This is a genomic window from Synechocystis sp. FACHB-383, assembly GCF_014698605.1.
In the GTDB taxonomy this organism is placed as follows: Bacteria; Cyanobacteriota; Cyanobacteriia; order Cyanobacteriales; family Microcystaceae; genus Synechocystis; species Synechocystis salina.
On sequence record NZ_JACJTJ010000029.1, the window covers coordinates 289,862 to 315,953 of the forward strand.

Annotated in this window: 26 protein-coding genes and 1 riboswitch; of the genes, 17 read left to right on the top strand and 9 right to left on the bottom strand. The window is 47.3% G+C overall.

Features of this window, described 5'->3' with window-relative positions; genetic code table 11:
* Positions 1-49: 49 nt before the first annotated feature.
* From H6G45_RS07970 to H6G45_RS07980, 3 genes are all read left to right on the top strand, one after another.
* Positions 50-1,369 carry a glucose-1-phosphate adenylyltransferase gene (locus H6G45_RS07970; RefSeq protein WP_347338254.1) on the top strand — a complete coding sequence of 440 codons (1,320 nt, stop codon included), beginning with the start codon at positions 50-52 and terminating at the stop codon, positions 1,367-1,369.
* Between the two features lie 28 nt (positions 1,370-1,397).
* Entirely contained in the window at positions 1,398-2,246 is an 849-nt protein-coding gene (locus H6G45_RS07975) for a TIGR03943 family protein (protein WP_190597912.1), read from the top strand.
* Positions 2,247-2,367: 121 nt separating this feature from the next.
* Positions 2,368-2,820 carry an SH3 domain-containing protein gene (locus H6G45_RS07980; RefSeq protein ID WP_190597913.1) on the top strand — a complete coding sequence of 151 codons (453 nt, stop codon included), beginning with the start codon at positions 2,368-2,370 and terminating at the stop codon, positions 2,818-2,820.
* A 221-nt stretch (positions 2,821-3,041) separates the two neighbouring features.
* On the opposite strand, the gene leuC is transcribed toward H6G45_RS07980, so the two are convergent.
* A complete protein-coding gene (leuC, locus tag H6G45_RS07985; protein WP_190597914.1) occupies positions 3,042-4,448 on the bottom strand; it encodes a 3-isopropylmalate dehydratase large subunit in 1,407 nt (468 codons plus the stop codon).
* 231 nt (positions 4,449-4,679) lie between these two features.
* Here leuC and H6G45_RS07990 point away from each other — a divergent pair, with 231 nt between their 5' ends.
* From H6G45_RS07990 to H6G45_RS08000, 3 genes are all read left to right on the top strand, one after another.
* On the top strand, positions 4,680-5,945 hold the full coding sequence (locus H6G45_RS07990) for an EAL domain-containing protein (RefSeq protein WP_190597915.1): 1,266 nt from the start codon (positions 4,680-4,682) through the stop codon (positions 5,943-5,945).
* A gap of 38 nt (positions 5,946-5,983) precedes the next feature.
* Positions 5,984-7,249: a glucosylglycerol 3-phosphatase gene (gene stpA / locus H6G45_RS07995; RefSeq protein WP_190597916.1), complete on the top strand. Its 1,266-nt coding sequence runs from the start codon at positions 5,984-5,986 to the stop codon at positions 7,247-7,249.
* A gap of 125 nt (positions 7,250-7,374) precedes the next feature.
* Positions 7,375-8,466, top strand: coding sequence for an ABC transporter ATP-binding protein (locus H6G45_RS08000; protein WP_190597917.1), 1,092 nt, complete (start codon positions 7,375-7,377; stop codon positions 8,464-8,466).
* Between the two features lie 165 nt (positions 8,467-8,631).
* On the opposite strand, the gene H6G45_RS08005 is transcribed toward H6G45_RS08000, so the two are convergent.
* Together H6G45_RS08005 and H6G45_RS08010 are read right to left on the bottom strand one after the other, a co-directional pair.
* Entirely contained in the window at positions 8,632-9,843 is a 1,212-nt protein-coding gene (locus tag H6G45_RS08005; RefSeq protein ID WP_190597918.1) for a family 10 glycosylhydrolase, read from the bottom strand.
* A gap of 14 nt (positions 9,844-9,857) precedes the next feature.
* Positions 9,858-11,447 (bottom strand): glycoside hydrolase family 57 protein, encoded by a 1,590-nt coding sequence (locus H6G45_RS08010; RefSeq protein WP_190597919.1) that lies wholly within the window; start codon positions 11,445-11,447, stop codon positions 9,858-9,860.
* 166 nt (positions 11,448-11,613) lie between these two features.
* Here H6G45_RS08010 and H6G45_RS08015 point away from each other — a divergent pair, with 166 nt between their 5' ends.
* From H6G45_RS08015 to bchN, 5 genes are all read left to right on the top strand, one after another.
* Positions 11,614-12,309 (top strand): phosphate ABC transporter permease, encoded by a 696-nt coding sequence (locus tag H6G45_RS08015; RefSeq protein WP_190597920.1) that lies wholly within the window; start codon positions 11,614-11,616, stop codon positions 12,307-12,309.
* A 540-nt stretch (positions 12,310-12,849) separates the two neighbouring features.
* Positions 12,850-13,710, top strand: a complete 861-nt coding sequence (gene bchL, locus H6G45_RS08020; RefSeq protein WP_190597952.1) for a ferredoxin:protochlorophyllide reductase (ATP-dependent) iron-sulfur ATP-binding protein — start codon at positions 12,850-12,852, stop codon at positions 13,708-13,710.
* A gap of 52 nt (positions 13,711-13,762) precedes the next feature.
* A complete protein-coding gene (locus H6G45_RS08025) occupies positions 13,763-14,245 on the top strand; it encodes a DUF4365 domain-containing protein (RefSeq protein ID WP_190597921.1) in 483 nt (160 codons plus the stop codon).
* Positions 14,242-14,697, top strand: a complete 456-nt coding sequence (locus H6G45_RS08030) for a hypothetical protein (protein ID WP_190597922.1) — start codon at positions 14,242-14,244, stop codon at positions 14,695-14,697. The genes H6G45_RS08025 and H6G45_RS08030 overlap by 4 nt, the downstream gene beginning before the upstream one ends.
* A gap of 35 nt (positions 14,698-14,732) precedes the next feature.
* Complete coding sequence (gene bchN, locus H6G45_RS08035) at positions 14,733-16,142, top strand: ferredoxin:protochlorophyllide reductase (ATP-dependent) subunit N (protein ID WP_190597923.1); 1,410 nt, start codon at positions 14,733-14,735, stop codon at positions 16,140-16,142.
* 129 nt (positions 16,143-16,271) lie between these two features.
* Here the strand turns inward: bchN and H6G45_RS08040 are convergent, their stop codons facing one another.
* On the bottom strand, positions 16,272-16,721 hold the full coding sequence (locus H6G45_RS08040; RefSeq protein WP_190597924.1) for a DUF4278 domain-containing protein: 450 nt from the start codon (positions 16,719-16,721) through the stop codon (positions 16,272-16,274).
* A gap of 124 nt (positions 16,722-16,845) precedes the next feature.
* Here H6G45_RS08040 and H6G45_RS08045 point away from each other — a divergent pair, with 124 nt between their 5' ends.
* Together H6G45_RS08045 and eno are read left to right on the top strand one after the other, a co-directional pair.
* The gene (locus H6G45_RS08045) at positions 16,846-17,592 is read left to right on the top strand and encodes a tetratricopeptide repeat protein (RefSeq protein WP_190597925.1); all 747 of its coding nucleotides are present in this window, start codon (positions 16,846-16,848) and stop codon (positions 17,590-17,592) included.
* A gap of 124 nt (positions 17,593-17,716) precedes the next feature.
* Positions 17,717-19,015: a phosphopyruvate hydratase gene (gene eno, locus H6G45_RS08050; protein WP_190597926.1), complete on the top strand. Its 1,299-nt coding sequence runs from the start codon at positions 17,717-17,719 to the stop codon at positions 19,013-19,015.
* A 189-nt stretch (positions 19,016-19,204) separates the two neighbouring features.
* Here the strand turns inward: eno and H6G45_RS08055 are convergent, their stop codons facing one another.
* Positions 19,205-19,780: a carbonic anhydrase gene (locus H6G45_RS08055; RefSeq protein WP_190597927.1), complete on the bottom strand. Its 576-nt coding sequence runs from the start codon at positions 19,778-19,780 to the stop codon at positions 19,205-19,207.
* An 88-nt stretch (positions 19,781-19,868) separates the two neighbouring features.
* A riboswitch (cyclic di-AMP (ydaO/yuaA leader) is annotated at positions 19,869-20,020 on the top strand.
* Positions 20,021-20,343: 323 nt separating this feature from the next.
* Between H6G45_RS08055 and H6G45_RS08060 the strand changes: the two genes are divergently transcribed.
* On the top strand, positions 20,344-21,687 hold the full coding sequence (locus H6G45_RS08060) for an ArsB/NhaD family transporter (RefSeq protein WP_190597928.1): 1,344 nt from the start codon (positions 20,344-20,346) through the stop codon (positions 21,685-21,687).
* 12 nt (positions 21,688-21,699) lie between these two features.
* Here H6G45_RS08060 and H6G45_RS08065 read toward each other — a convergent pair whose 3' ends face one another.
* From H6G45_RS08065 to H6G45_RS08080, 4 genes are all read right to left on the bottom strand, one after another.
* Positions 21,700-21,954, bottom strand: a complete 255-nt coding sequence (locus H6G45_RS08065) for a DUF6737 family protein (RefSeq protein ID WP_190597929.1) — start codon at positions 21,952-21,954, stop codon at positions 21,700-21,702.
* Between the two features lie 148 nt (positions 21,955-22,102).
* Positions 22,103-22,963: a DNA adenine methylase gene (locus H6G45_RS08070; protein ID WP_242018096.1), complete on the bottom strand. Its 861-nt coding sequence runs from the start codon at positions 22,961-22,963 to the stop codon at positions 22,103-22,105.
* Positions 22,964-22,973: 10 nt separating this feature from the next.
* Positions 22,974-23,954: an acetyl-CoA carboxylase carboxyl transferase subunit alpha gene (accA, locus tag H6G45_RS08075; protein ID WP_190597930.1), complete on the bottom strand. Its 981-nt coding sequence runs from the start codon at positions 23,952-23,954 to the stop codon at positions 22,974-22,976.
* A 233-nt stretch (positions 23,955-24,187) separates the two neighbouring features.
* A complete protein-coding gene (locus tag H6G45_RS08080; RefSeq protein WP_190597931.1) occupies positions 24,188-24,409 on the bottom strand; it encodes a hypothetical protein in 222 nt (73 codons plus the stop codon).
* Between the two features lie 23 nt (positions 24,410-24,432).
* Here H6G45_RS08080 and H6G45_RS08085 point away from each other — a divergent pair, with 23 nt between their 5' ends.
* From H6G45_RS08085 to H6G45_RS08095, 3 genes are all read left to right on the top strand, one after another.
* Positions 24,433-24,696, top strand: a complete 264-nt coding sequence (locus tag H6G45_RS08085; RefSeq protein ID WP_190597932.1) for a DUF4327 family protein — start codon at positions 24,433-24,435, stop codon at positions 24,694-24,696.
* Positions 24,697-25,051: 355 nt separating this feature from the next.
* A complete protein-coding gene (locus tag H6G45_RS08090) occupies positions 25,052-25,609 on the top strand; it encodes an NYN domain-containing protein (RefSeq protein WP_010874237.1) in 558 nt (185 codons plus the stop codon).
* 74 nt (positions 25,610-25,683) lie between these two features.
* On the top strand, positions 25,684-25,998 hold the full coding sequence (locus H6G45_RS08095; protein WP_190597933.1) for a DUF6883 domain-containing protein: 315 nt from the start codon (positions 25,684-25,686) through the stop codon (positions 25,996-25,998).
* Positions 25,999-26,092 lie beyond the last annotated feature (94 nt).

The window sequence follows — 26,092 nt, forward strand, 5'->3', positions numbered from 1 at the left end:
CCAGATTCCCTTTCCAGATGTCCCCGTCGGTTCTACACTTGACTTCGAAGTGTGTTGTTGGCAATCGAGAGGTCTGCTTGTGAAACGTGTCTTAGCGATTATCCTGGGCGGTGGGGCCGGGACCCGCCTCTATCCTTTAACCAAACTCAGAGCCAAACCCGCAGTCCCCTTGGCCGGAAAGTATCGCCTCATTGATATCCCCGTCAGTAATTGCATCAACTCAGAAATCGTTAAAATTTACGTCCTCACCCAATTTAATTCCGCTTCCCTAAACCGCCATTTGACTAGGGCATACAATTTTGCCGGTTTCCAGGAAGGCTTTGTGGAGGTGCTAGCCGCCCAACAAACCAAGGACAGTCCCGAATGGTTCCAAGGTACGGCTGATGCGGTGCGTCAATATCTTTGGTTGCTGGGGGAATGGGACGTGGATGAGTATCTCATTCTCTCCGGCGATCATCTTTATCGCATGGACTATGCCCAATTTGTTCGACGCCACCGGGAAACTAACGCCGACATCACCCTTTCCGTTGTCCCCGTAGATGACAAGAAAGCCCCCGAATTAGGTCTGATGAAAATAGATGCCCAAGGCAGGGTAGTCGATTTTTCCGAAAAACCCAAAGGAGATGCCCTGCGCCAAATGCAGGTGGACACCACCCTCCTCGGTCTGAGCCCAGAAAAGGCTAAGCTCAATCCCTACATTGCCTCCATGGGCATTTACGTCTTCAAAAAAGAAGTACTGCACAATCTACTGGAGAAATACGAAAGCGCCACTGACTTTGGCAAAGAAATCATTCCCGATTCCGCCAAGGACTATAATCTCCAAGCCTATTTGTTTGATGATTACTGGGAAGATATCGGTACCATTGAAGCTTTTTACGAAGCTAACCTAGCACTCACGAAACAGCCCCATCCCGACTTCAGCTTCTACAACGAAGATGCTCCCATCTACACCAGGGGCCGCTATTTGCCCCCCACCAAAATGCTGAACGCCACCGTAACGGAATCCATGATTGGGGAAGGCTGTATTGTCAAAGATTGCCGCATTCACCACTCAGTTTTAGGCATCCGTAGCCGCATTGAGTCCGGTTGCACCATTGAAGATACCCTCTTAATGGGCAATGACTTTTATGAATCTTCCCCGGAACGGGAATCTTTGGAAAGTAACGGCAAATGTCCCGCCGGCATTGGGCCCAACACCACCATTCGACGGGCGATTATCGACAAAAATGCCCGCATCGGCAAAAACGTCATGATTGTCAACAAAGAAAATGTCCAAGAAGCTAACCGGGAAGAGTTGGGCTTTTACATCCGCAACGGCATTGTGGTGGTGATCAAAAATGTGACGATCGCCGATGGCACGGTAATCTAGGGCCAGTTCCTTTCCTCGCACTATGGCCATGACCGCTCCTGTTAAAGCAGTAAAATCCCTAACCCAGAAGTTTGCCCCCCTCCGGTCTGTCCTAGACCAATTGGACGGCCTGGGCATTCTTGCCTGGGGGGTGTTGATGCTCAAGTACTCTGTCTCTGGGGAACTGAGGCTATTAATTCACCCCAACTACTTTGGACTGGTGACAGTAACGGGCTTTGTCCTGCTGTTTTTGGGCGGTCTAAGGTTGTTCCAAACCGGAAGACGTTGGTTAAAAAGGGCCCGTCGCAGTGGTAATGGCAACCAAAATAGTGTCACCCACGTAGCGGTTTTACCTCTGGGCATGGGCACCGCTCTGTTGTTGGTTACCGCCGTGATGGGGCTTTTTATCACTCCCTCTGTCTTCAGCAGCCAATTGGCCATCCAACGGGGTATTAGTACCACTTTGCCCCCTACCCAAACCCAGATATCCAGCTTTGCCTCCCAGATCAAGCCGGAAGACCGCACCCTGGTGGATTGGGTCCGCACCATCAGCGCCTATCCAGAGCCGGACGTTTACGCCGGTCAAAAGGTTAATGTAACGGGCTTTGTCGTTCACCCTGACTATTTGCCAGACAATTATCTCCTCATCAGCCGCTTTATTCTGACCTGCTGTGCAGTGGATGCCTACCCTGTGGCTTTGACTGTCCGTTTAGAAGGTTCCCGTAGCCAGTACCCTCCCGATACTTGGTTGACCATTCAAGGGCAAATGGTAGCCGCAACCTTACCCAGTTCACCAGACCAAGGTAGGCAAGGGGGAGAAAAGCGCCAGGTGGTGGTGGAAGCCCAGTCGGTGGAAGTGGTGCCAACTCCTGCGGATCCCTATAGTTACGCGGATTGAGCAATGGGGAACGGAACCTAATCTGGGCCAAATCCATCGATACGAAGGCAGAGGTTCCCTTGGTGAAGATTGTCTATTCGCTAAAATAACCCAGCATTATTGTGCAAATTCGTTGACCAGTATGAAAGGTTTGTCCGGGCTGTTACAGTTTTTCATCGGCTTTATTCTGGGGGTGACCCTGTTTGTGGGGGGGATTTCCCTGGCGGGCTATTTGATTTTCAACCGTTTTGCGGCTAATCCAGAAAAGCCCTTATTTCCTGAAGAACAAAGTCAGCCCAAAAATGACAAGCCCTCCCCTACGGAGACAGCATCGCCCCAAGCATCACCGCAACCGAGTCCTTCCCCTTCCCCCACAGAAGAGCTTCCCCCTGGGGCTTATAAAGCTAAGGTCATTTGGAATGGGGGCTTAAATGTGCGTACCGAGCCGGATCGGGATTCTGATTCCCTCGCCACCATTAACTACAACGATGAAGTGGTGGTGTTGGCCACCGAGGGGGAGTGGTCGAAGTTACGAGTGGGGGGCACCGAGGGATGGGTGCGTTCAGGCAATCTGGAAAAATTGGCAAACCCCTAGGGCCTGTTGACAAAGTTTTAGTTTTTCCCCTCAATCGATCCACTAAAGCAAAGGCAATAAAGGGACTTTTATCTAAATTTGCTCCAAATTTAAGGGGCGGGAAGTTGTTAAAACAGATTTTTAGTGGTAATCGAGGATAACAGATACTATGGCAGCGGCGAGATGGCCGGTCAGATTCTTTTTCGGCCAGTTCTGGCAGGCAGTTCCCCCTTCTAATTCACTTAGCTGACTAGTTCCCGCACATCGGCCACTTGCCCCGTAATGGCCGCCGCCGCCACCATAGCTGGACTCATTAACAAAGTGCGACCAGAGGCAGAACCCTGACGCCCCTTAAAGTTGCGATTGGAGGAAGAAGCACTCAGTTGATCACCCTGGAGTTTATCGGGGTTCATGGCCAAACACATGGAACAGCCTGCTTCCCGCCATTCAAAGCCCGCCGCTTGAAAAATTTGATCTAATCCCGCCGCTTCGGCCTGTTGTTTCACTTGTTCGGAACCAGGTACCACAAAGGCTTTTACCCCCGCTGCTACCTGATGACCCTTGGCCACCTTAGCTGCTTCTTCCAAATCACTCAGGCGGCCGTTGGTACAACTACCAATGAAACAAACATCGACCTTGGTGCCTTTCAGCGGTTGTCCCGGCTGGAATTGCATATATTTGTAGGCTTCGCTGGCGATCGCCTGGTCATCGGGGTCGAGGCTGTCGAGGGTGGGAACGGGTTCACTAATACCAATGCCTTGGCCGGGGGTAATGCCCCAGGTAATGGTGGGCTCAATGTCCTCTGCCCGGAAGGAGACCACATCGTCATAGACTGCATCGGGGTCGCTGGCGATACTGCGCCACCATTGCACAGCCTTGTCCCAATCTTCCCCTTGGGGAGCAAACTCCCGCCCCTTCAGGTATGCAAAGGTCACTTCATCTGGGTTGATATAACCACAACGAGCCCCCCCTTCAATGGACATATTGCAAACGGTCATGCGTTCTTCCATGTCCATTGCGGTAAAGGTTGACCCGGCATATTCGTAGGCATAGCCGACACCGCCCTTAACACCCAATTTGCGGATAATGTGGAGAATAACATCCTTGGCATAGACCCCAGGTGCTAAATCACCATTAACCTCAATTTTTCTCACCTTTAACTTGTTTAAGCTCAAACTCTGGGCCGCTAATACGTCCCGCACTTGGGAAGTACCAATGCCAAAGGCGATCGCCCCGAAGGCTCCGTGGGTCGAAGTGTGGGAGTCGCCACAGGCAATGGTCATACCCGGTTGAGTTAGGCCCTGTTCCGGGGCAATGACGTGGACAATGCCCTGATTGCCGGAGCCAATGGGGTGGAAGCGAATATTATGGGCCTTGGTATTGGTCTCCAACGCCTGCATCATTTCTTCGGCCAGGGAATCCTGGAAGGGCCGTTGTTGATTTTCCGTCGGCACAATGTGGTCCACCGTGGCCACTGTTCTTTCTGGATACATGACCCGCAATCCCCGCTCCTTCAGCATGGCAAAAGCCTGGGGACTGGTGACTTCGTGAATCAGGTGCAACCCGATGAAGAGTTGGGTTTGACCCGATGGCAAAACACTGATGGTGTGGAGATCCCAAACTTTGTCAAATAAGGTTCTTGCGCTCATAGTGGAAGTCTAGACAGGGCGATCGCCGAGGGAAAATGAATGGAGGATGGGGTAGTCGTAGTAACTATCACCATCTTAGCCTGACCTGACAACCTGCACCTAGGGACAGTAAAGGAGAAAAATCAAGTTAATTTGGTCTTGAAATCGGGGAAATTAGGCTAGGATGACAAGCAGAGCCCGCCCGAAAAACTGCCCTGGCACCCCCGACAAAGATTTGATTGATTAATCCCTATGAGTACTATTTTAGTTGTCGAGGATGAAAGTATTACCCGGGAGTTGATTGGGGAAACTCTGAGTTTGGAAAACTACAGGATTCTAGAAGCGGAAAATGGGGTTATGGCCATGGGGCTGCTCAACTCTCTGGAGGTGATGCCCGACTTAATCATCTGTGATGTGATGATGCCGGAAATGGACGGCCACGGCTTGATTACAGCCCTACAACAAAACCCTAAAACAGCGGCCATTCCCTTCATTTTTCTGACGGCCCTGGGGACTATGCAAGATTTTCGCAAGGGGATGAATTCCGGAGCAGATGATTATTTAATCAAGCCTTTTAAACAAGAAGATTTGCTGAATGCAGTTAATAGCCGCTTGCAAAAACAAGCCAAGTTATCAGCCTTTTATCAGAGAAATCTGCCCCTTTCGTCCAGCGATAGGCGCCGACGCTCCAGTAGCACAGGCACACCGACCTTAACCCCCGATGAGGCAGAAATTTGGCGGGATTTGGAAGTGGGTTTAAACACCGGACAAGTTTGTCTTTTTTACCAACCGAAAGTAGCCATTCATAACCATTGTCTGATCGGCTGTGAAGCGCTCATCCGTTGGCATCATCCCCATAAAGGCTTTGTTTCCCCAGGAATTTTCATCCCGATCGCCGAAAAAACAGGCTTTATCAGCGTGGTGGGGGAATGGGTGATTGAAACGGCTTTGCGTCAATGCCAGCAATGGCACTGCCTAGGGCTGGATCCGGTGCAAGTAGCGATCAATATTTCTGCCCAACAATTCCATGGAGAAGATCTGATTTCTATTTTGCGGCTCGGCACCCAAAAATATGATGTTAGTCCCCAACAATTGGAAGTGGAATTAACCGAAACCCTCTTGGTGAAAAATGTCCAGGATTCCATTGACCAGTTGAATGGGCTCCGGGCTGGGGGCTTCAGCGTGGCGATCGACGACTTTGGCACTGGTTATTCTTCCCTGAGTTATTTGCAGCAGTTCCCCTTTGACGTTCTGAAAATAGATCAAAGCTTTATTCGTCACATTGATCAAAACGCCAAAAACAAAACTATCACCGCCTCGATTATCAACCTGGCCCACGAACTGGAGTTGCGGGTCATTGCCGAAGGGGTGGAAACCTGGGCAGAATACGATACCATTGCGGACATGAGGTGTGACGAGTTGCAAGGCTATCTTTTTAGTCGTCCTCTGCCAGTGGCGGATTTTACCGAGTTGTTAAGCCGGGGCACGGACAGTCCTATTTTGCCCCTACGCCGCTGATAGTCCAGTCAAGATGCGAAAAATTAATCAAATCAATAATGGTATTACACCAACAACGTTTCTCCCTCGACCATGGAGCTTTTTGTCAAACCTTAGTCCAAACTGAAAATTTACTCATTGTCCAAGACCTGGATGGGGTTTGCATGGAGTTAGTGCAAGACCCCCTCAGCCGTCGGATTGATGCTGATTATGTCCGGGCCACCACTCTCTTTGCTGACCATTTTTATGTGTTGACCAATGGGGAGCATGTGGGGAAAAGAGGAGTACAGGGCATTGTGGAACGGGCCTTTGGGGATGTACCTTTTGTGCAACAAGAGGGTTTATATTTACCTGGCTTGGCGGCCGGGGGAGTGCAGTGGCAGGATCGTCATGGCAAGGTAAGTCATCCCGGAGTGGGGCAAACGGAGCTGGAGTTTTTAGCGGCAGTGCCCCAGAGAATTACCAATTGCTTACAGACTTTTTTTGGCGATCGCCACCATTCCTTGTCCCCGGAGCAGTTGCAAATGGGCATCGATGCTTCGGTTTTGGATAATGTGGCTTCCCCCACAGCGAATTTAAATACCTTGGCTAATTTGTTACAGGACACTCCGCAAATTTACCGGGATTTACAGGAAACCATGGCCCAATTATTGGACCAACTAATGGCAGAAGCAGTGGGTCAGGGTTTGGGTAACAGTTTTTTCGTCCACTATGCGCCTAATTTGGGCCGGGATGAACAGGGTAAGGAAATTATTCGTTGGGCCAAGGCTGGGGATTCCGGCACCACTGACTTTCAGTTTATGTTGCGGGGGGGAGTGAAAGAAGCGGGGGTTTTGGCCTTGTTGAACCGTTACTACCACAGTCGGACGGGGCAATATCCTTTGGGGGAAAGTTTTAGTGCTCGCCAAGCCCCCCCATCCCACCAGGATTTGTTGCATTTGGTGAAAACGAAATTTGATTTGGACTTGATGCCCCTGATCATTGGGGTCGGGGATACGATCACTAGCCAGGTGGATGAAACTACCGGGGAAATTCGACGCGGCGGAAGCGATCGCCAATTTTTGCAATTGATCCAAGACTTGGGAGATTTGGGAAATCAGGGTAACTTAGTGGTGTATGTGGACAGTTCCCAAGGGGAGGTGAAAAACCGTCAACCCCTACAACTAGAAACCGTGGCAGGGCAAACCCAAGTGGTGGCCGGCCCTGGGGATATGCGGGATCGGGAAGATCCATTGCAGATCAATGTGGCTTTTCCTGGTGGCCATGACCAATATGTAGCGGCATTTAAACAGGCGGCCCAGCGCCGACGAGCCCATTTTTCCTAGTAGTTAAAGTGGTTGAGCCGTCCTCTGTGGTCGCCCCGGGTTCCCCATTGCTGGGGAGTTATGAACGGGGTAGCACCAGTCAGTTTTCACCGTTTGATTTTTTTGTTGTATCGTAATTTTTGCCTATGGCTAGTGTCAGTTTTGAACAGGTAACTAAACAGTTTGATGATTATGTCGCCGTTAATAATTTGAATTTGGAGATTGCAGACGGGGAGTTTTTAGTGTTTGTGGGGCCGTCCGGTTGTGGCAAAACCACTTCCCTACGACTTTTGGCCGGGCTGGAAACCGTTAGTCAAGGACAAATCTGCATTGGCGATCGCCGGGTGAATGAACTATCCCCCAAAGATCGGGACATTGCCATGGTGTTCCAGTCCTATGCCCTCTATCCCCACATGAGCGTCTATGACAATATGGCCTTTAGCCTCGATTTACAGGGCAAGTCCAAAGAAGAAATTAAGCAACGGGTGTATGGTGCCGCTGAACAATTGGGTATTGAAAAACTACTACACCGTAAACCGAAAGAATTGTCTGGGGGGCAACGGCAACGGGTGGCAGTGGGTAGGGCCATTGTGCGTAAACCCTCCGTATTTTTGATGGACGAGCCCCTTTCCAATTTGGATGCCATGCTCCGGGTGCAGGCCCGCAAAGAAATCAGCAAACTCCATAGCGATCTGACCACCACCTTCATTTACGTTACCCACGACCAGGTGGAAGCCATGACCATGGGCGATCGGATTGCCGTGATGAAGGATGGCATTCTACAACAGGTGGATAGCCCCGCTAATTTATATAATCAGCCCGCTAACCTATTTGTGGCTGGTTTCATTGGCAGTCCCGCCATGAACTTCTTTCAGGTAGAAAGATCAAGTCAAGCAGGGGAAGAAAAACTTAATTTAGATGGTGTGGCCCTACCATCACCAGAAACCGTAGCTAAAAACGGCGATCGTGCCGTTACCCTCGGTATTCGCCCTGAAAATATTTATCATCCCCAGTACTTACCGCTAGAAATTGAGCCACTGGAATTACCCGCTACCATTAACCTAGTGGAAATGATGGGTAATGAATTGATTGTTTATGCCCAAACCGCCGCCGGCACAGAATTTGTGGCCCGCATTGACCCCAGGGTAAATATTAAACAAAAAGACTCAGTTAAGTTTGTGGTTGATGCTCACCGCTTTTACTACTTTGATCGGGAAATGGAAACGGCGATTACTTAGAATTTGTTGGCGAAGCTTTAGTTTTCCCCTAAATTACCTGGGGCTGGAGGATTTGTATCCAATCTATCCCCAAGCGTGGGTAGTCAGGAGAGCTTTTCAAGCACTTTCTCAAAGGGTTAGTCACTTTTCTAAATCTTCCCAGTTGTTACCCAATGAGCGATCAAGTTAACGGTTGAGCTGTCGATACAATCTTTGCCACTGTTGCCGTAAACCGAAGGGATTAGGGCTGGTTTCCGTTTCCAGATTCCATAAACTTTCATAGAAAAAGAAAGAAGTGCCAGCAAAACCTTGATCATCAACCCATTGGGCTTGCTGTTGAATTCTTTGGGGAGGAATGGGACGATTTTTTAAGCCGCTTAGGATGCCCACTACTACGGGGATTTCCATTTTAGTTTGTTGTACTAAAGATTGTTGTAATTCCCCGGTAAAAGAGGCTTGTTTTTCTCGGTAAATCTGTAGAACCAACTCATCCACCACTCCGGCTTGATGCCAAGTTTGCCAATCTAACAGAAAGCAATTTTTGGAAAAGGTTTGGGGATTGGGGGAAATGGAAATGGTCAAATCCGGTTTTACTGCTTTTAAAATGGGCACTAAAATCTGCACGTAGCGACTAATTTTAGCCGATCGCCAATCGGTCCATTGTTGCCAAACGGGGTCGGAGCTAACGCAGTTTTGATTCAAGTTTAACTCAGGGGCCGGGGGCGGTTCATTGCCTGTCTCTTGGCGGTATAACTCAACAGTGATGGGGTCATAACCAAAATTGTAGGGATAACCAAAATGATCGTCCAATTGAATGCCATCGACATCGTACCGAAGGACTAAATCCACCAATAAAGCAGTAATTAGCTGTTGTACTTCGGGATGGAGAGGATTTAACCACACCCGAGGGATAACGCCCCCTTCGAGCCAAATAGTTTCCCCCTGAGCATTGGCGGTCAACCAATGGGGATGGTTTTTGATCCACTCACTCTCCGCCGGGGCCATAAAGCCAAATTCAAACCAAGGAATAACCCGCAAAGATTTTTCTTTGCCTAAGCTAATTACCTCCGCCAACATGTCCCGATCGCCTAGTTTGGGATCTTGGTTTTGCCCTAACCATTGTTGGGCCACGGCACTGGGATAGAGGGTATGGCCATCGTTCCACACCGTTGGGTACAGGGTATTGAAATTGGTGCTTTTCAAGTCGGCGATCGCCGTTTTTAGTTGAGCGGAATCATAAAGCACATTGCTATCGACATTGGTCAACCAAACTCCCCGAACTTTAGTGGGGGAAGCGAGGGAATTTTCCCACAGCAAAACTGTGCCAACCATGAGGCTAACTGTCAGTAAGAATAATCCTAAACCCCGCAAGAATTTTCGAGAACAAAACTTAAACATTACATAATTTAAGTTTAAATCGGTCGATAAACTCGATAGTTAATGCTAGGAAAAATATTGTCCATAACTTCTACCTTTTCTAGCCAACCCGCATCCACCTTGCCAGCCCGAATATCATCAAACAATTTATCAAAGCGCAACAGATGGGAACGGGTACGGCGTACCGCATAGGGCACCATGGTTCCCGTCCGCATAATAAACGCCCAGTCGGAGGATTGGGCCAGCAACAATTCCCGCGCCGCTTGGTTTAAAGCCCGTTCTTCCAGCTCATCCACCGCCTCTCGATAACTCAAGTCAATCATACGCTCGGCGGCTTTATGTAGATGGGGATAAATCCAAGCATTGGTTTCATTAAGCCAATATTCATGGAAACCTTTATAACCCCAACTGGATTGGGAAGGACGACAAACCTGTTGGTTGGGATTCCCCCGCAGATAGTCCGCCAAATGGGTCATCTCAAACGTGTCTTGATCAAACCAGGATTTGCGGAATAGATAGTCAATAAACCACGGGCCTTCGTACCACCAATGACCAAACAGTTCCGCATCGTAGGGGGACACGACCAGGGGAGGACGCCCCATAATACCCGCTAGGTGACCCACCTGTTGCTGGCGGTTGTACATAAAGTTGGCGGCGTGTTCAGCGGACTTTTCCTTGGCCCAGTAGGGATCGTACCAAGCCTTTTCCGACAGTCCCCCATCCCGACTGGTGATTTTGTGATATTTGATGCCAATATTTTTCCGCTGACCGTTGGGCATGATGTAGGGCTTAATGTACTCATATTCCGCTTCCCAGCCCAAATCTTTATAAAATTCCCGATAAACCGGATCCCCTGGATAACCCACCTGGGAAGACCACACCTGTTGGGAAGATTCATGGTCCCGGCCAAAGGCGGCCACCCCAGTTTCAGTAAAGATGGGGGCATAGGTGCCAAACCGGGGTCGGGGACGGGCGTATAAAATGCCATGGCCATCTACCAGAAAGTACCGCAGACCCGCATCGGCCAGCATTCTTTCCACCCCTTCGTAATAGGCACACTCCGGCAGCCAAATGCCCTTTGGCGATCGCCCAAAGTTTTCTTCATAATGTTCGCAAGCTACCTTAATTTGGGACCACACCGCTTGGGGATACATTTTCATCAAAGGAAAATACCCGTGGGTGGCACCACAGGTAATAATTTCCAGATTATTGCCGTCTTGAAACTGTTTAAAAGCTGTAACTAAATCCCCGTCGTAACGCTCCCAGGTTTCCCGAATGGTGGCAAATTCCTGGGCGTAGAAATTAGCTAAATACTGTAGATGGCCGTTATGTTCATTACGAACAATTTCTTTTTCTAATAATTCCTGCAACAAAGATAAATGGGCTTCGTAACGCCTTTGCAACAGGGGATCCCGGAGCATAGAAACCAACGGCGGCGTCATGCTCATGGTAATTTTAAAATCTACCCCATCCCGCTTCAAACCTTCAAATACATGGATAAGGGGAATATAGGTCTCTGTGATGGCTTCGTATAACCATTCCTCCTCCAAAACATAATCGCTTTCTGGGTGCCGAACGAAGGGAAGATGGGCGTGGAGGACAAGGGCAACATAGCCAAGAGCCATAGGAGTTACGCACCTGATGCGGGATAGTACAAAGTTAGTGGCTAACTTGTAGCCAATCTTATCAAAATATGGCCCGGGAAAACTTTGCCTCAGATGGCGGGGATCGGGGGGAATCATTTAGCCAAGCTCGATATAATACACCCCATAGCCCATTGCTTCCCCTACCATGCTCATTCCCCTTACTAAAGAAACCTTTGACCAAGTGGTACCTGTTATTGCTACTGGTGCCCAGTATTCCTATGCCTGGGGTAAGGTCTATAACCTTTTAGCCAGATTACTGATCTCCCTCTTAATTGTGGTTTCTATTTGGATTGTGGGCTTAATTTTTGGCCACGGAGCCCAGGGAGTGGAATTGGTCTGTTTCATTATCGGCGGCATGTATTGGCTTTGGTGTCCAGTTTATGTGGCCAGTGTGAGGAATAATCAATACCGTCGTTTTCCCTATGTGGGTTTTTGGCGGGGGGAAGTACTGGACATTTTCATCACCGAAGAATTAATTAGTCAAACCCAGCAGGCGGATCAGTTTGGGCAGTTGGTGCTGGTGGAAAATATTGAGCGGCGCATTAACCTGGAGGTCGGCGATCGCCAGGGATTTTCGGCGGTGGTGCAGGCTCCCGTACAGAAAACATACAAAGCAATTCGGCCGGGCATGGTGGCGGAAATGTTGTTGTTCTCTAAAAATGCTGAGTTGGAGCGGGTTGGCAAATTAAGTGACCTCTATCTACCCCAATTAGACCTTTGGGTAGGGGACTATCCAGTGGTTCGTCGGGATATTTTTCGCGACATTAGCAATCAGTTCGGCTCTTCATCTCCCCGTCGTCGTCGGTCTCCATCCCTGGGTGCCTCTGGCCGATTTCGTTAAGTTTGGTTACGCAATTGGGCTAGTTTCCGGCTGTCGGACAAAAATTCACATTTATTTATCTTTCATTGGTCTTTTCTGGTCAATGGACTGTTTCTTCGATTGAAACTCCGGTGCTGACCACGGGGATCGGACAGGATTTACTTAGTTCACTGGCTCTCTATTTTCGTCTGTTAATTGCTGTATAGCTTTGCTAACAAGCTTTTAAAATCTAATTCTTTTTAGTACAAACCTCATTTTTATCTTGGCCCCATCTTTGGCGATCGCCATGGGTAACTATACCCAGGCAAATTATTTTATTTTTGTCTCGCTTTAATAAAATTAAAAACACAAAATCTTTTTATAAGGGTTTTAATAGTTTGAATAAGTTTTAAAGGCAATGAAAAGGAATTTAAGACTTCAAAATACTATTTAAGCCACATTAATACCCCAGGCTATTTCCCCAAGACCCCAAACCTCGCTAATAATGCGATCAGCCCAGCGGTGAACAAATAACCCTGAGCATTCCCCCAGAGCACTTCTTTAGGAGCAACTCCCTTGACACTGACACTTGCGGTATATGGCAAAGGCGGCATTGGTAAATCCACCACCAGTTGCAACATCTCCACGGCATTGGCAAAACGAGGCAAAAAAGTTCTCCAAATTGGCTGTGATCCTAAACATGACAGCACCTTTACCCTGACCGGTTTTCTCATTCCCACCATCATCGATACCCTGCAAGAAAAAGATTTCCACTACGAAGACATCTGGCCCGAGGATGTGATTTATAAGGGTTATGCCGGGGTGGATTGCGTCGAAGCCGGTGGCCCCCCCGCTGGAGCTGGTTGTGGCGGTTACGTGGTGGGAGAAACGGTAAAACTACTCAAAGAACTCAATGCCTTTGATGAATACGACGTTATTTTGTTTGATGTGCTGGGGGACGTAGTTTGCGGTGGTTTCGCCGCCCCGTTGAACTATGCTGATTATTGTTTAATCGTCACCGATAACGGTTTTGATGCCCTCTTTGCTGCTAACCGCATCGCTGCTTCTGTGCGAGAAAAAGCTCGTACCCATAGCCTCCGTCTGGCCGGTTTAATTGGTAATCGCACCTCCAAACGGGACTTGATTGATAAATACATTGAAGCCGTGCCTATGCCGGTGTTGGAAATTTTGCCCTTGATTGAAGATATTCGAGTTTCTCGGGTGAAAGGCAAAACCCTGTTTGAAATGGCGGAATCTGACCCTTCCCTAGAATATGTTTGTGATTATTATCTGAACATTGCCGATCAAATTTTGTCCCAACCGGAAGGGGTGGTGCCCAAGGATGCCCAGGATCGGGATTTATTCAGTCTTCTATCTGATTTCTATCTCAATCCTGCCCAGCCCGCTAACCAAACCAAAGAATTGGACTTGATGATGGTTTAGGCTCCTTAGTTGTCGAAAAAGCTTCAAGCTTAGTTCTTGATTATCGACTGATATGTCCGATCATATTGCCAACATCATTGGAGACCGTGGGGAAATTATTTTTGAGCTAGCTGTAACCCACTATCAAACCTTCGGCTATCCTCTTTTCAAAACAGTATTTTTGGGAGAAAAATGGCCGACTATTGATTATTACGTACAACTATCTCAAGTTGAGGATATAACACCCTTCTTTTTTGTTCAAATCAAGTCCACTAGCAATAACATCAATAATGAAACCGAAACACTAAGTATTAGTACCAGCAAAGAACAATGTGAAGAGCTCTTTAAAATGTCGGCCCCGACCTATATTGTCGGTGTTCATGAACCAACTCAAAGGGCTTTCATTCTTTCCGTTCATACCAAACTTTCCCAGGGTATCTATAGAATTCCGCTAAAATATGAATTAACTCCAACTAATTTAAGGATTCTTCACCAAGAAGTTTGTGATTTTTGGAGAAATACACCTTATAAACCTTCTAATTCTTATTTTTTATGACTACTACTACCGAAGTTCCCTGGTATGTTACTAAAAGAGGTGAATTGCTAGCTAAGCAGTTTTTATTTGAGCTTGATCCTAATGATTTAGTCTACACAGGCGATCACCCTGAGCACTTCTTCGATTATATGATTCTTTATTTAAAATCCGATGGTAGTCCCGTAACGATCGCCATGACGGTTAAGCCAACGGAGGAGGAAATTAAGGGAGTCTATCCAGTCAAAGTATCAGAATTGAACAGGCTCAAGAATGCTAACATTCCCGTCTTGATGCTCGTCATTGATGTCAAACAAAATCATTACTTTTTTAATTGGGTCCAAGAAGTTACTCAATCGGAAGAGTTGGCGATTGCAAACTCAGATGAATTAGATCAATCAATCTTAATTCCTTTACGTCATGGCACAACCGAGGAAATTCAAAAATTGAAACAAGAAATTTTAGCCATCAACTAATTTTATTAATCAAACTATCTTAGGAGAACCTAATTATGACCGTTGCCCAACAAGCCCCTTCCGCTTTAAATTTTGATTGTGAAACCGGCAATTACCACACCTTTTGTCCCATCAGTTGTGTATCTTGGCTCTATCAAAAAATTGAAGATAGCTTTTTCCTTGTCATCGGTACTAAAACCTGTGGATATTTTCTACAAAATGCCATGGGGGTAATGATTTTTGCCGAACCCCGCTATGCCATGGCAGAGTTGGAAGAAGGGGATATTTCTGCCCAGTTAAAAGATTATGAAGAACTTAAAAGACTTTGTTTGCAAATTAAGCGGGATCGTAACCCCAGTGTGATTGTCTGGATTGGCACCTGCACCACCGAAATTATCAAAATGGATCTCGAAGGTTTGGCTCCCCAACTGGAAGCAGAAATTGGCATCCCCATCGTTACGGCCCGGGCCAATGGCTTGGATTATGCTTTTACCCAAGGGGAAGATACAGTGCTGGCTTCCATGGCCCACAAATGTCCCACCTCTGCTCAAGTGCAAGGGGAAGACAAGGAAGAACGTAATGCTATTCAAAAGTTGTTAACCTTTGGTCGCAAAGCTGATGCGGAAAAAGTTGAGTCGGAATATGTGGATCATCAGCCGTTAGTTTTGTTTGGTTCCCTGCCCGATCCGGTGGTGACTAATTTAACGTTAGAGTTAAAAAAACAGGGAGTTAAAGTATCTGGTTGGTTACCCGCCAAACGTTATACGGAATTACCTGTAATTGACGAAGGTTACTATGTGGCCGGGGTTAATCCTTTCCTCAGTCGTACCGCCACCACATTGATGCGTCGGCGTAAATGTAAATTAATTGGCGCTCCATTTCCCATTGGTCCCGATGGTACCAGGGCCTGGATTGAAAAAATTTGCTCTGTGTTGGGCATTGAACCCCAAGGACTGGAGGAACGGGAAGCTCAAATTTGGGAAAGTTTGGAGGATTACATTAAGTTAATTCGGGGAAAATCAGTATTCTTTATGGGGGACAATCTGCTGGAAGTTTCCCTGGCCCGTTTCCTGATTCGTTGTGGCATGACCTGCCCTGAAATTGGCATTCCCTATATGGATAAACGTTATCAAGCGGCGGAATTAGCTCTACTGGAAAAAACCTGTGCTGACATGGGGGTTCCCTTGCCAAATATTGTGGAAAAACCGGATAACTACAATCAAATTCAACGGATTAAAGCCCTGCAACCAGATTTAGTGATCACCGGCATGGCCCATGCTAATCCTTTGGAAGCCCAGGGAATCAATACTAAATGGTCGGTGGAATTTACCTTTGCCCAAATCCATGGCTTTACCAATGCTCGGGATATTTTGGAATTAGCTACCCGTCCCCTGCGGCGTAACTCCCAACTAGGGGAATTGGGCTGGGATAAGTTAATTGCCAAAGATGTGCCTGCTCAGGTTTAGATTCCGATCGCCTTTAGGCTGAACTGTTTTACAAACAAATAACCCCATTGTCTCGGTAGGTCGAACGGCGATCGCCAGGGGCAATGGGTTTCTTTTTTCAACGATTGTAGCTATTGCTCAAAAAGGTGATTAGTCTTGTTTTTTAGTTCCTATATCAACGCCGCGATATTTAATTACTTTTCCCTTTACCTCATTATTTTGGGGAGTACATGTTTCAGAAGATTCATAGTCGATGCCCCGGTAACATTTACTGATTTTCTCAGTTTTTTCGATGGGAGCTGCTGATTTTGAAGATTCGTAGCTAATGCCACGATAATGAAGCTCTGTCTCTTTACTGTCAATAGTTTGAGTATTTGCAAGAGTATTTTTGTTCTCAAAGCTTTGCCATAAAGGGCCAACGACTATAGCCGTTAGTATTAGCAAAACAACTTTGACTTCCCAGGGCGCTAAGAGTAAACTTGCCAGTAGGTTGGCAACGGCAAAAATCACTGCTAGATGGGCAATATCATGGCGGGAGCCCCAGGCTTTATATCCAACCATTAAGCCAATAGTTAGTGGCAGTAAAAAAGTAAATTCCATAGCTTTGCTTGATCACTTTTGCTATCTTTGATATCTTCGGCACAGTTTCCGGTTCATTTTCCCTTTATTCATTTACCGGCTGTGTATGTTGTAATACCTTCTAGCATAATCTCGCTAGTCCCCAATGAAAGCTGATTTAAGCAATTACTTTTGCCCTGGTTTAAGCGGAAGAAGTTTTCTGTCGTCCTTGGCTGGCGCATTGGTCAATATTCCTTTGGCTCTGGCGATCGCCGTGGGGATGAATATGGCCCTAGGTCAGACCGGAGCAACCCAGGAAGTAGTGGTGCTGGAATCGGCTATGACACCGGAGGCCATTTTTGCCAGGGGGGTCAAGGCTGGGGAAGCGGGCAATTACGCTGAAGCAGTGCAGTTATTTTCGGCCGTACTCAAGCTGAGTCCAGACTCGCCGGAAACTCACTATAACCGTGGTCTGGCTTGGGAGAGGCTCGGCAATGTGGACCAGGCGATCGGCGACTATGGCCGCAGTATTGCCCTAGACCGTTATTACATTCCCCCCTACATCAACCGGGGTAACCTCTATAGCCAACAGCAGGACCACCACACAGCTATCCAGGATTTTACCCAGGCCATCACCTACGATCCGAACCGCTATAAGGCCTACTACAACCGAGCCAATAGTTATTTCCAACTGGGACAATACGCCCAGGCGATCGCCGACTACAACCGGGTGCTGGTGCTCAGGCCGGACTACATCAACGCCATTTATAACCGGGGTTTGGCCCACTTCCAAGCCGGACAACTAGACAATTCCCGTCAAGATCTGCTGTTTTCTGCCCAGGCTTACCTCAACCGTGGCGATCGCCTTGGTTACCTCGAAGCTCTGGATCAAATGAGTGAGTTGGGCCTATAACTTTTGCCAGCGTAGGTCACAGGGCCACAACTTTCCCTTAGTATCCAGGGCAGAAATACCGGAGAGGGGAAGGGGATACCCCTATAATTATGGCTGTCAACTGTGTTTGGAGCATTACACACCGATGTTAAGTAAAGTCCCCGCCACCATTGAAGAAATCGCCGCCCGGGAAATTTTAGACTCCAGGGGTCGCCCCACCATCGAAGCGGAAGTCCGGCTGGAAAGTGGGGCCCACGGCATTGCCCAGGTGCCCAGTGGTGCTTCCACAGGCAGTTTTGAAGCTCATGAATTGCGGGACGGAGACCCCAAGCGCTATGACGGGAAAGGGGTGGAAAAAGCAGTACGGAACGTGACGGAAAAAATTGCCCCGGTGGTGGAAGGTCTGGATGCCTTCGATCAAATGGCGGTGGATCAGGCCATGATTGACCGGGATGGAACGGACAATAAAAAAGAATTGGGGGCCAATGCCATTTTGGGGGTTTCCTTAGCCACTGCTAAGGCCGCCGCCGCTGAACTAGCCATTCCCCTCTACCGCTACTTAGGAGGCCCCTTGGCTAACGTGCTGCCGGTGCCGATGATGAACGTGATTAACGGTGGGGCCCATGCCGACAATAACGTTGATTTTCAAGAATTTATGATCATGCCAGTGGGGGCAGAAACCTTCAAAGAAGCTCTACGTTGGGGAGCAGAAGTGTTCGCCGTGTTGGGCAAAGTGTTGAAGGAACGGAAACTACTCTCTGGCGGAGTAGGGGATGAAGGGGGCTATGCTCCTAACCTCAAATCTAACCAGGAAGCGTTGGATATTCTCATTGAGGCGATCGAACAAGCTGGTTACAAACCCGGCAGTCAAATTGCCTTGGCCATGGACATTGCCGCCAGTGAATTTTTCAAAAATGGCCAGTATGAATACGACGGTGGTTCCCATTCTCCCCAGGAATTCATCGACTACCAAGCTAAGCTAGTGAGCCAATATCCCATTGTCTCCATCGAAGATGGTTTACACGAAGACGATTGGGAAAGTTGGAAAAGTTTAACCGCTTCCCTGGGCACCAAAACCCAATTGGTGGGGGATGACTTGATGGTAACGAATCCTGTACGTCTGCAAAAATCCATTGATTTGGGAGTTGCCAACGCCATTTTGATCAAACTCAATCAGATTGGTACGTTGAGTGAAACCCTAGAAACCATTTCCCTCGCCACCCGCCATAGTTACCGTTCGGTTATTTCCCACCGTTCTGGGGAGACGGAAGACACGACGATCGCCGACTTAGCTGTGGCCACCAGGGTGGGGCAAATTAAAACTGGTTCCCTTTGTCGTTCTGAGCGGGTTGCTAAATATAACCGTTTACTCCGCATTGAAGATGAGCTTGGCGATCGGGCCGTTTATGCTCCTAAAATTGGCCTAGGCCCCAAACATTCTTAGGGAGTGTTTTAAAAGCCCCCCGTTATAACCTGAAATTTTTAGGGGCAAACTAAAATTTTGCAAACGGGTTCTTCGGATTAGATTGTTGCTTGTGATTGTCTAAACTTCCTCAGTTTTGCTATTCAAGATTAATTTTTCCCATGGTTACGCCGCTGGCGGACTGTGGGAATGTTTTTTCTCTGACCCAGCCTAACCCAAAGAGGCCACGGCATTAACTTGTCCCGTAAGCTCAATAAAGTATAATTCCACTATCAAATCAGGATAGCGCTCCCGAATTTTTGCCCCAGCTTGCTTTAGATAACTGGCATGGAAATTTTCCTCCCCCTGGCGATCGCCAAAGGGTAAAGGGTTAGCCTGAGCGTAGGCGCCACAATCTTGGTGATCAAAAATAATCACCCTACCGATGTTATGCAACTGTTTGGAAAGGGCTAGTTGATCCCAGAAAGTTTCCACTTCAGCAGGATGGGGAAAACCAGTCAGGGCCAGGGAAGCTCCGGCTAAAGCTACCCAGTCATAGGCTTGGGCCAAACCCTGTTGCCCCAGAAAGGAATGCTGATATTCAAGAAAACGGAAATCAATGCAACTAAGCACCAATGCCTTGGCTTGGGATGAATTCCCTAGGTCAGCCGGGCTATCCATGGAGGGTAAGCCAACCAACAAACCAGCAGCCACCAGACCCCGCAGAAAATGGCGACGGGGGAGGGTATGGTTTGGTGGGCAACAGCCCCAGGGGTAACAATCAGGCAAATTAACTGGTTTAACCATAGCTACGGGCACTATAGGGGAGATGATTGGCGCTTGTGCTAGAATCAAACGTCAATAGATAACAGTATCAAGTCAGCCTAATTTTTATTCCCTGAATACGCCCTAAATTTTCTTAGCTGTGGCGTGGGGGGAACGGAAAGCGGGGGAACCAACCTAGGGGCTTATTCCTAAAAATATTAGGAAGGAAAAACTCTCATTTCTAGCCCGTCAGCTAACCCCGTAGGCATTGAGGGAGGACTAATAAATCATCATTGTTCACCGATGTTTTGACTTTATTGAGGAACTCAGCCAGGGACGCGACTGTTATTTCATCCTGTTCTAAATAAAGTTGAGATTGATGATGCAAGAGTTTTGTCATTAGTTTTTGTTCGTCTATTCCATTCAAGGTTGGGAGAATTTATGTCCCTGGCCTTGTTCTGGTTTTGATCCATCCTGCCATGGCGTGGCCATTCCTTTGATACCCTCATTCAAAGAGGTGATGATGATGTGCTTTTTGGCTCATTTTCTGTCTGCTTTGGTTGTTTTCGACTAATTACGGCTTACTCTAATCGTCCGGAGGTTTTATGGCGGCCAATATACCTGCTTTGCTTTCCCTTGGGGTTTTTATCGGGGTTATTCTCCTGATTATGTCGGAGAAAATGCACCTAACCATTGCCGCCTTTTTGGGGGCGTTAATTCTAGTTTTCACCCATGTGATTACCCTCAAGGAGGGCATTGATTACATCAGTCAAAGTTATGCCACCCTAGCACTATTTTTTGGGGTGATGGTGTTGGTAAGATCCTTCGAGCCCACCAACATTTTTCAGTATTTAGCCACTCAAATGGTATTGCTAGCCAAAGGTAGTGGCAAACTCCTCGTGCTGGGGGTAATTGCCATCACAACTCCCATCTGTGCTGTGTTACCCAATGCCACCACAGTGATGCTTTTTGCCCCTCTGATTCCTCCCTTGGCCCAGGAAATTGGTGTGGATTTTGTCCCCCTATTGATCTTAATGGTGTTTGTGGCCAACAGTGCTGGGCTGTTAACGCTGGTGGGAGATCCCGCTACTTTTATCGTTGGAGACGCCATTAATATCAGTTTTAATGAGTACCTATTCAAACTGAGTTTTATGGGGGTTCTGGCCATTATTAGTATTTTGGCGATCGCCCCGATACTATTTCGTAAAATTTGGCGCAGTCGGTTTACCCATTTAGAAGATCTTCCCCATCCCCAAATTAATCACCCCAAAATCTTGATGGCCGGGGGAATTATTATTGCCTTAGTGCTGATTTTTTTCGTTATTGGTGAAAATTTACCTGTTCCCATTCCCCCCGCTTCGGTAGCCCTAATGGGGGCCTGTCTGGCCTTACTTCTTGCCCACCAAAGCAAAATTGACACTGTACATAATATTTTACGGGACGTGGATTGGAGCACCCTCATCTTTTTCATGTCCATTTTTGTCATTATTGGCTCTTTGGAAAAAACTGGAGTAACTGCTTCCCTTGCCCAACTTTTGGCGGTGGTGGTGGGGCAAAATATTGCTTTTGGGGCGATCGTTTTAGTGTTTACGGTGGGATTGTTATCCAGTGTGGTGCCCAATATTCCCCTGGTGGTGGCCATGGTTCCCCTGCTCAAACAATATGTGGTTAATATTGGTTTTGCTGGCCCGGAAATATTGACCCCTGATTTTGCTGGACAATTGCCGGTGGAAGTATTGCCTTTGTTTTACGCCATGATGTTTGGCGCTACCCTGGGGGGCAATGGCACTTTAGTGGGGGCTTCCTCCAATATTGTGGCGGCAGGCATTTCCGAACAACATGGGCGACCGATTTCCTTTCACCGTTTTTTACACTATGGTTTGCCGGTGATGGCAGTGCAGTTGGTGGTGGCGGCTCTTTTTGTGGCTTGGTTGATGCTCACCCGATAGGGCGGATAAAGCCTAATCAGAATTTGCTTGGGAGGTGGATGGATAACCTTGCTCCATGGCGATCGCCTGGCGTACCAAACGGGGATAGGCCAGGAGAAAGTACCACCACCAGAGGGCAATGACGGCGGCCACGGGTAAGGATAACCACCATCGATGGAACAGTAACCAACTAGCGGCAATAATCACTGACCCAGTGAGTAAAATTGTCCAAGGCTGACACCAGCGGGGCTTTTCTGACCAAACGTCGTAATTTTCAGGATGATCCATAATGTTTTGCTGCTTAATAGCCCAAGCATAGGTTTGCAAGTCATTGCTGACTGTCCAAGTTGAGGGGAAACTAGATACAAGCCCCCCACTATTGCGGTCGTTTGATTGAGTCGATTTAGGGGGGCGACTGAAATTTTGACGACAGAGCCTAATAATTTTTGATCATTAACTCTTTCCCTTTAGAAGCTTTTTCTTGCTTGTAATTGTTCATCCCATATTGTAAATCCCATTCAATAATTTGAGCAAAACTAAATAATTTTCTAATTTCTTCAGAATCATCGTAGGTAATTAACCATTTATGGGGACAGGCTTTCATAATTTCAGCAAATCTCTGATGATCAAAGGAAGTGTGTAAATCTCCCTTTTTGCCATAGAGTTTGGACTTAGTGGCGCTCAGGTAGGGCGGATCGAGAAAAATAAATACCCCTTCCCCCGGTGAATCAATTAATTGCTGATAATCCAGATTGGTAATGGCGACATTGGTAAGCATTTTGCCTAAATCATTCAACCTGACAATGGAAGAATTGGTGAAACGTTTCTCAAACGCCTGCTGGGAATAGCCCCCGGATTCAACTGTGCCGGAGAAGGTGATGCGATTCAGCACAAAAAAACGCACTGCCCGGGTAAATTCATCCAATTCCAGCCCATCTTCAGTTAATTTAGCAAAAAGTTTTCTGCCATCGGTTTGTTGATTTTTTACTTCTGTAACTGCGTCCGTTAGCCGTTCAATTTCCCCTTGGGCATATTTCCAAAAGCAATATAAATCAAAATTTAAGTCATTAATCCAATATTTATTAATGTTATCGCCAAAAATTTGTTTGATAGCTAAAAATACTGATCCCCCACCAATAAATGGCTCCCGATACTCCTTAATTTGAGCGGGAATATGGGGCAAAATTTGCTTCAGGGCTTTGGATTTGCCCCCTGGATAACGCAAAGGACTTTTGATTTTGTCCCTTTGAGCAGCAGAATGCTCTGGTTTCTCCGTCTCCCCCGCCCCCTTCATCATCTAATTCGCTCTATACTGCTGTTTCCAAAAATTGACCTAGGTGCCGGAATTTGTCATATCGTAGTTGTTTCCTTTCTTGGGCAGTCAATTGGGCCAAGGTGTTGAGGTGGAACAATAAAGCTTCCTTTAACTTAGCGGCGGCTCCCAATGGATCAGCGTGGGCGGCTCCCTTTGGTTCGGGAATGATGCCATCAATAATTTGTAACTTGGCTAAATCGTCAGCGGTAATTTTTAGGGCGATCGCCGCTTTGTCCGATTTTTTCGCATCCTTCCAGAGAATGGCCGCACAGGCCTCTGGAGTAGCCACCGTGTAGACCGCATTTTCCAGCATCAATACCCGATCGCCAACGCCAATCCCCAACGCACCGCCGGAACCCCCTTCCCCAATGACGGTACAAAGAATGGGCACATCTAACCGAAACATTTCCCGCAAATTAACGGCGATCGCCTCTCCTTGACCCAACTTTTCTGCATCAATGCCGGCCCAAGCACCGGGGGTATCAATAAAAGTGATGATAGGCATGCCAAAGCGATCAGCATGTTCCATCAACCGCAGGGCCTTACGGTAACCATTGGGGGCCGCCATGCCAAAATTACGGGCCACATTATCTTTGGTATCCCTTCCCTTTTGATGGCCCATAATCACCACAGGCCGAGTTCCCAACCGAGCCACTCCCCCCACCAAAGCCGGATCATCGTACCCCCCACGATCGCCGTGCATTTCAAACCAGTCATCTGCAATGGCTTGAATATAGTCCAACGTGCTAGGACGACGGGGATGGCGGGCTAACTGCAACCGCTGAGAAGGATTGAGATTGCTAAAAATTTCCTGGCGCAATTGTTCAGCCCGATTTTCTAGTTGGCTGAGCTGTTCGGACACGTCCACATTTTTTTCTTGGGCTAGTTCCCGGATTTGATTAATTTTTTCCTCTAACTCATAGAGGGGCTTCTCAAAATCCAGCAGAAAAACACGACGCTCACTTTTACTCATAACTAGGGATGGATTAGCCGGGCTAAGGGTGATGGATTTCTCCAGCGTATCAAAAAGCCGTGACTTTAATGCTGGCGTTGACCCAACCTTCGGGAGCGAAACGCCCGGGGCGACTGTGACCACCATAAGCAAAAAAGACCGACTGGGCCTAGCTTAGTCCCTTATCAGTGCCACGAAAAAGAGGGGGCCAACCCCAGCAAAAACCAAAGCTAAAGATAAACAAAAGATTAAGGTCAAAAGCGTGACATTGCCTGTCCGCCCTTCGTAAAATAGGGAAGATTGTATTTTTTGTTACGGTTATACGGTTTTTTCCCCTTCCCTTGACCAGATTTTGCCCCTAAATTATTAAAGGTTTTTGCGTCTGCTGTCAAAATTACTACCATTTGGGGCTTTGTCCAGCCCCCAGCCTGCCCTTCTGTAATCCCCAGTTCCGTAGATATTGGCTTTTTATACACTGTCCATTTCCGGTTGACCCACCATGGTTATTTCCTCGCCGCTCCATCAAGAAACAGTTTTTTCCCTCGAAGTCATTCGTTCCACCGCCAGTGAACTGGTGCGCCAAAACCGTCTCGATCGCCAACAGCCCATCTATACCCTTTGTCAATTCATCCCTGCCCGGCAATGGTTAGCAGTGGAAAGGGAGTTGGAAATGCACGATTACCTTTTGCGGGACCACATCATCGATCTGATGAATTGCGAAGCCTGGGATTTCCAGGACCCAGACGGTTACGGTTGTGCCTAGGGAGAAAGGGCATTTCTTGAAAGGATTTTGAAAAGCCCTCCTGCAAGTCCTTAGCTTCCCAAAGGTCGGGTTATGGGTAAGGCAAAGGCAATGTGCCGATGGGAACCATCCCCCCCCCCTAGAGGCTCCAGCAATGTCGCTATCCCACGGCGATCGCCTCCATTGAGCCGAGATGAGCTGATTTAGCCATTTTTCCGCCGAATCAAGTATTCTGGGGGGGCATTGATGGTTGCTCCAATTCCCTAGGGGTTAACAATTGCGCTAAACTAACCTCAGCTATTATTTTTATTTCTAACTTCTATTCTATTTCTTAGCATTATCGCTAGTTATTTTTATTTTTACGATTTAACTTTATATGTCAATTCATAGTGGTATTCCTTTCCGCAGGGATCGTTTGTCTATCTTTGTGGATGGGAATAATATGTTTTATGCACAGCAGAAAAATGGCTGGTTTTTTGACCCGAGAAGGGTATTATCTTTTTTCACTGAAGATCCATCCGTAAAACTCGTCAACGCCTTTTGGTACACTGGTCTGAAAGATACCCAAGACCAAAGGGGTTTTCGGGATGCCTTAATTAGTTTAGGGTACACCGTCAGAACTAAAATTCTGAAGGAATATTACGACGACATTTCTGGTAAATACTCCCAAAAAGCTAATTTAGACATTGAAATTGTTGTAGATATGTTTAACACCGTTGATCAATATGATCGGGTTGTTTTATTCAGTGGCGATGGCGATTTTGAACGGGCGATCGAGCTATTAAGATCGAAAAGTACCCACATCACTGTAGTTTCCACCGAAGGAATGATTGCCAGGGAATTGCGTAATGCCACCGATCGTTATATTGACCTTAATGACATCAGACCAGCCATTGAAAAACAGGATTTTTATAGCACTGAACAAACTGCTTAACTGTCTTCTTAATAAATTCCTATTAATAGGAATGGATAATCTAGTAAGTAATACTAAAGAGACTGCGCCCGAGAATGAAAATTCCTAGTGATGCTATCATTCCAGTAGAAAAACTAACTTGTTATCTACTGATCTTTAAACCCCAAGATGACAAATCAAAATTTCTCGCTCAAGCTGGTTTCACCTTAGATGCTCCCGAAAATTTGGAACGGGCGATACGAATACTTATTTCCACTGAGTCTGCCATCTTTGACGGTAACAACGAATATGGCAAATTCTATCGAGTTGAAGGACCACTGCAGGGAACCCAAACCAGAACTATAAATGTTGTCACTATCTGGATACAGTGGCATATTGACCAAAAATTTCGGAGAGTTTCAAGTAAATAATGATATGGCATGATAGAGAATATTGAGTAATGAGATTTTGGAAAGATGTCTACAGACTGTCACTGTCCTCAATGTGGTCATGAGCATGTGGTCA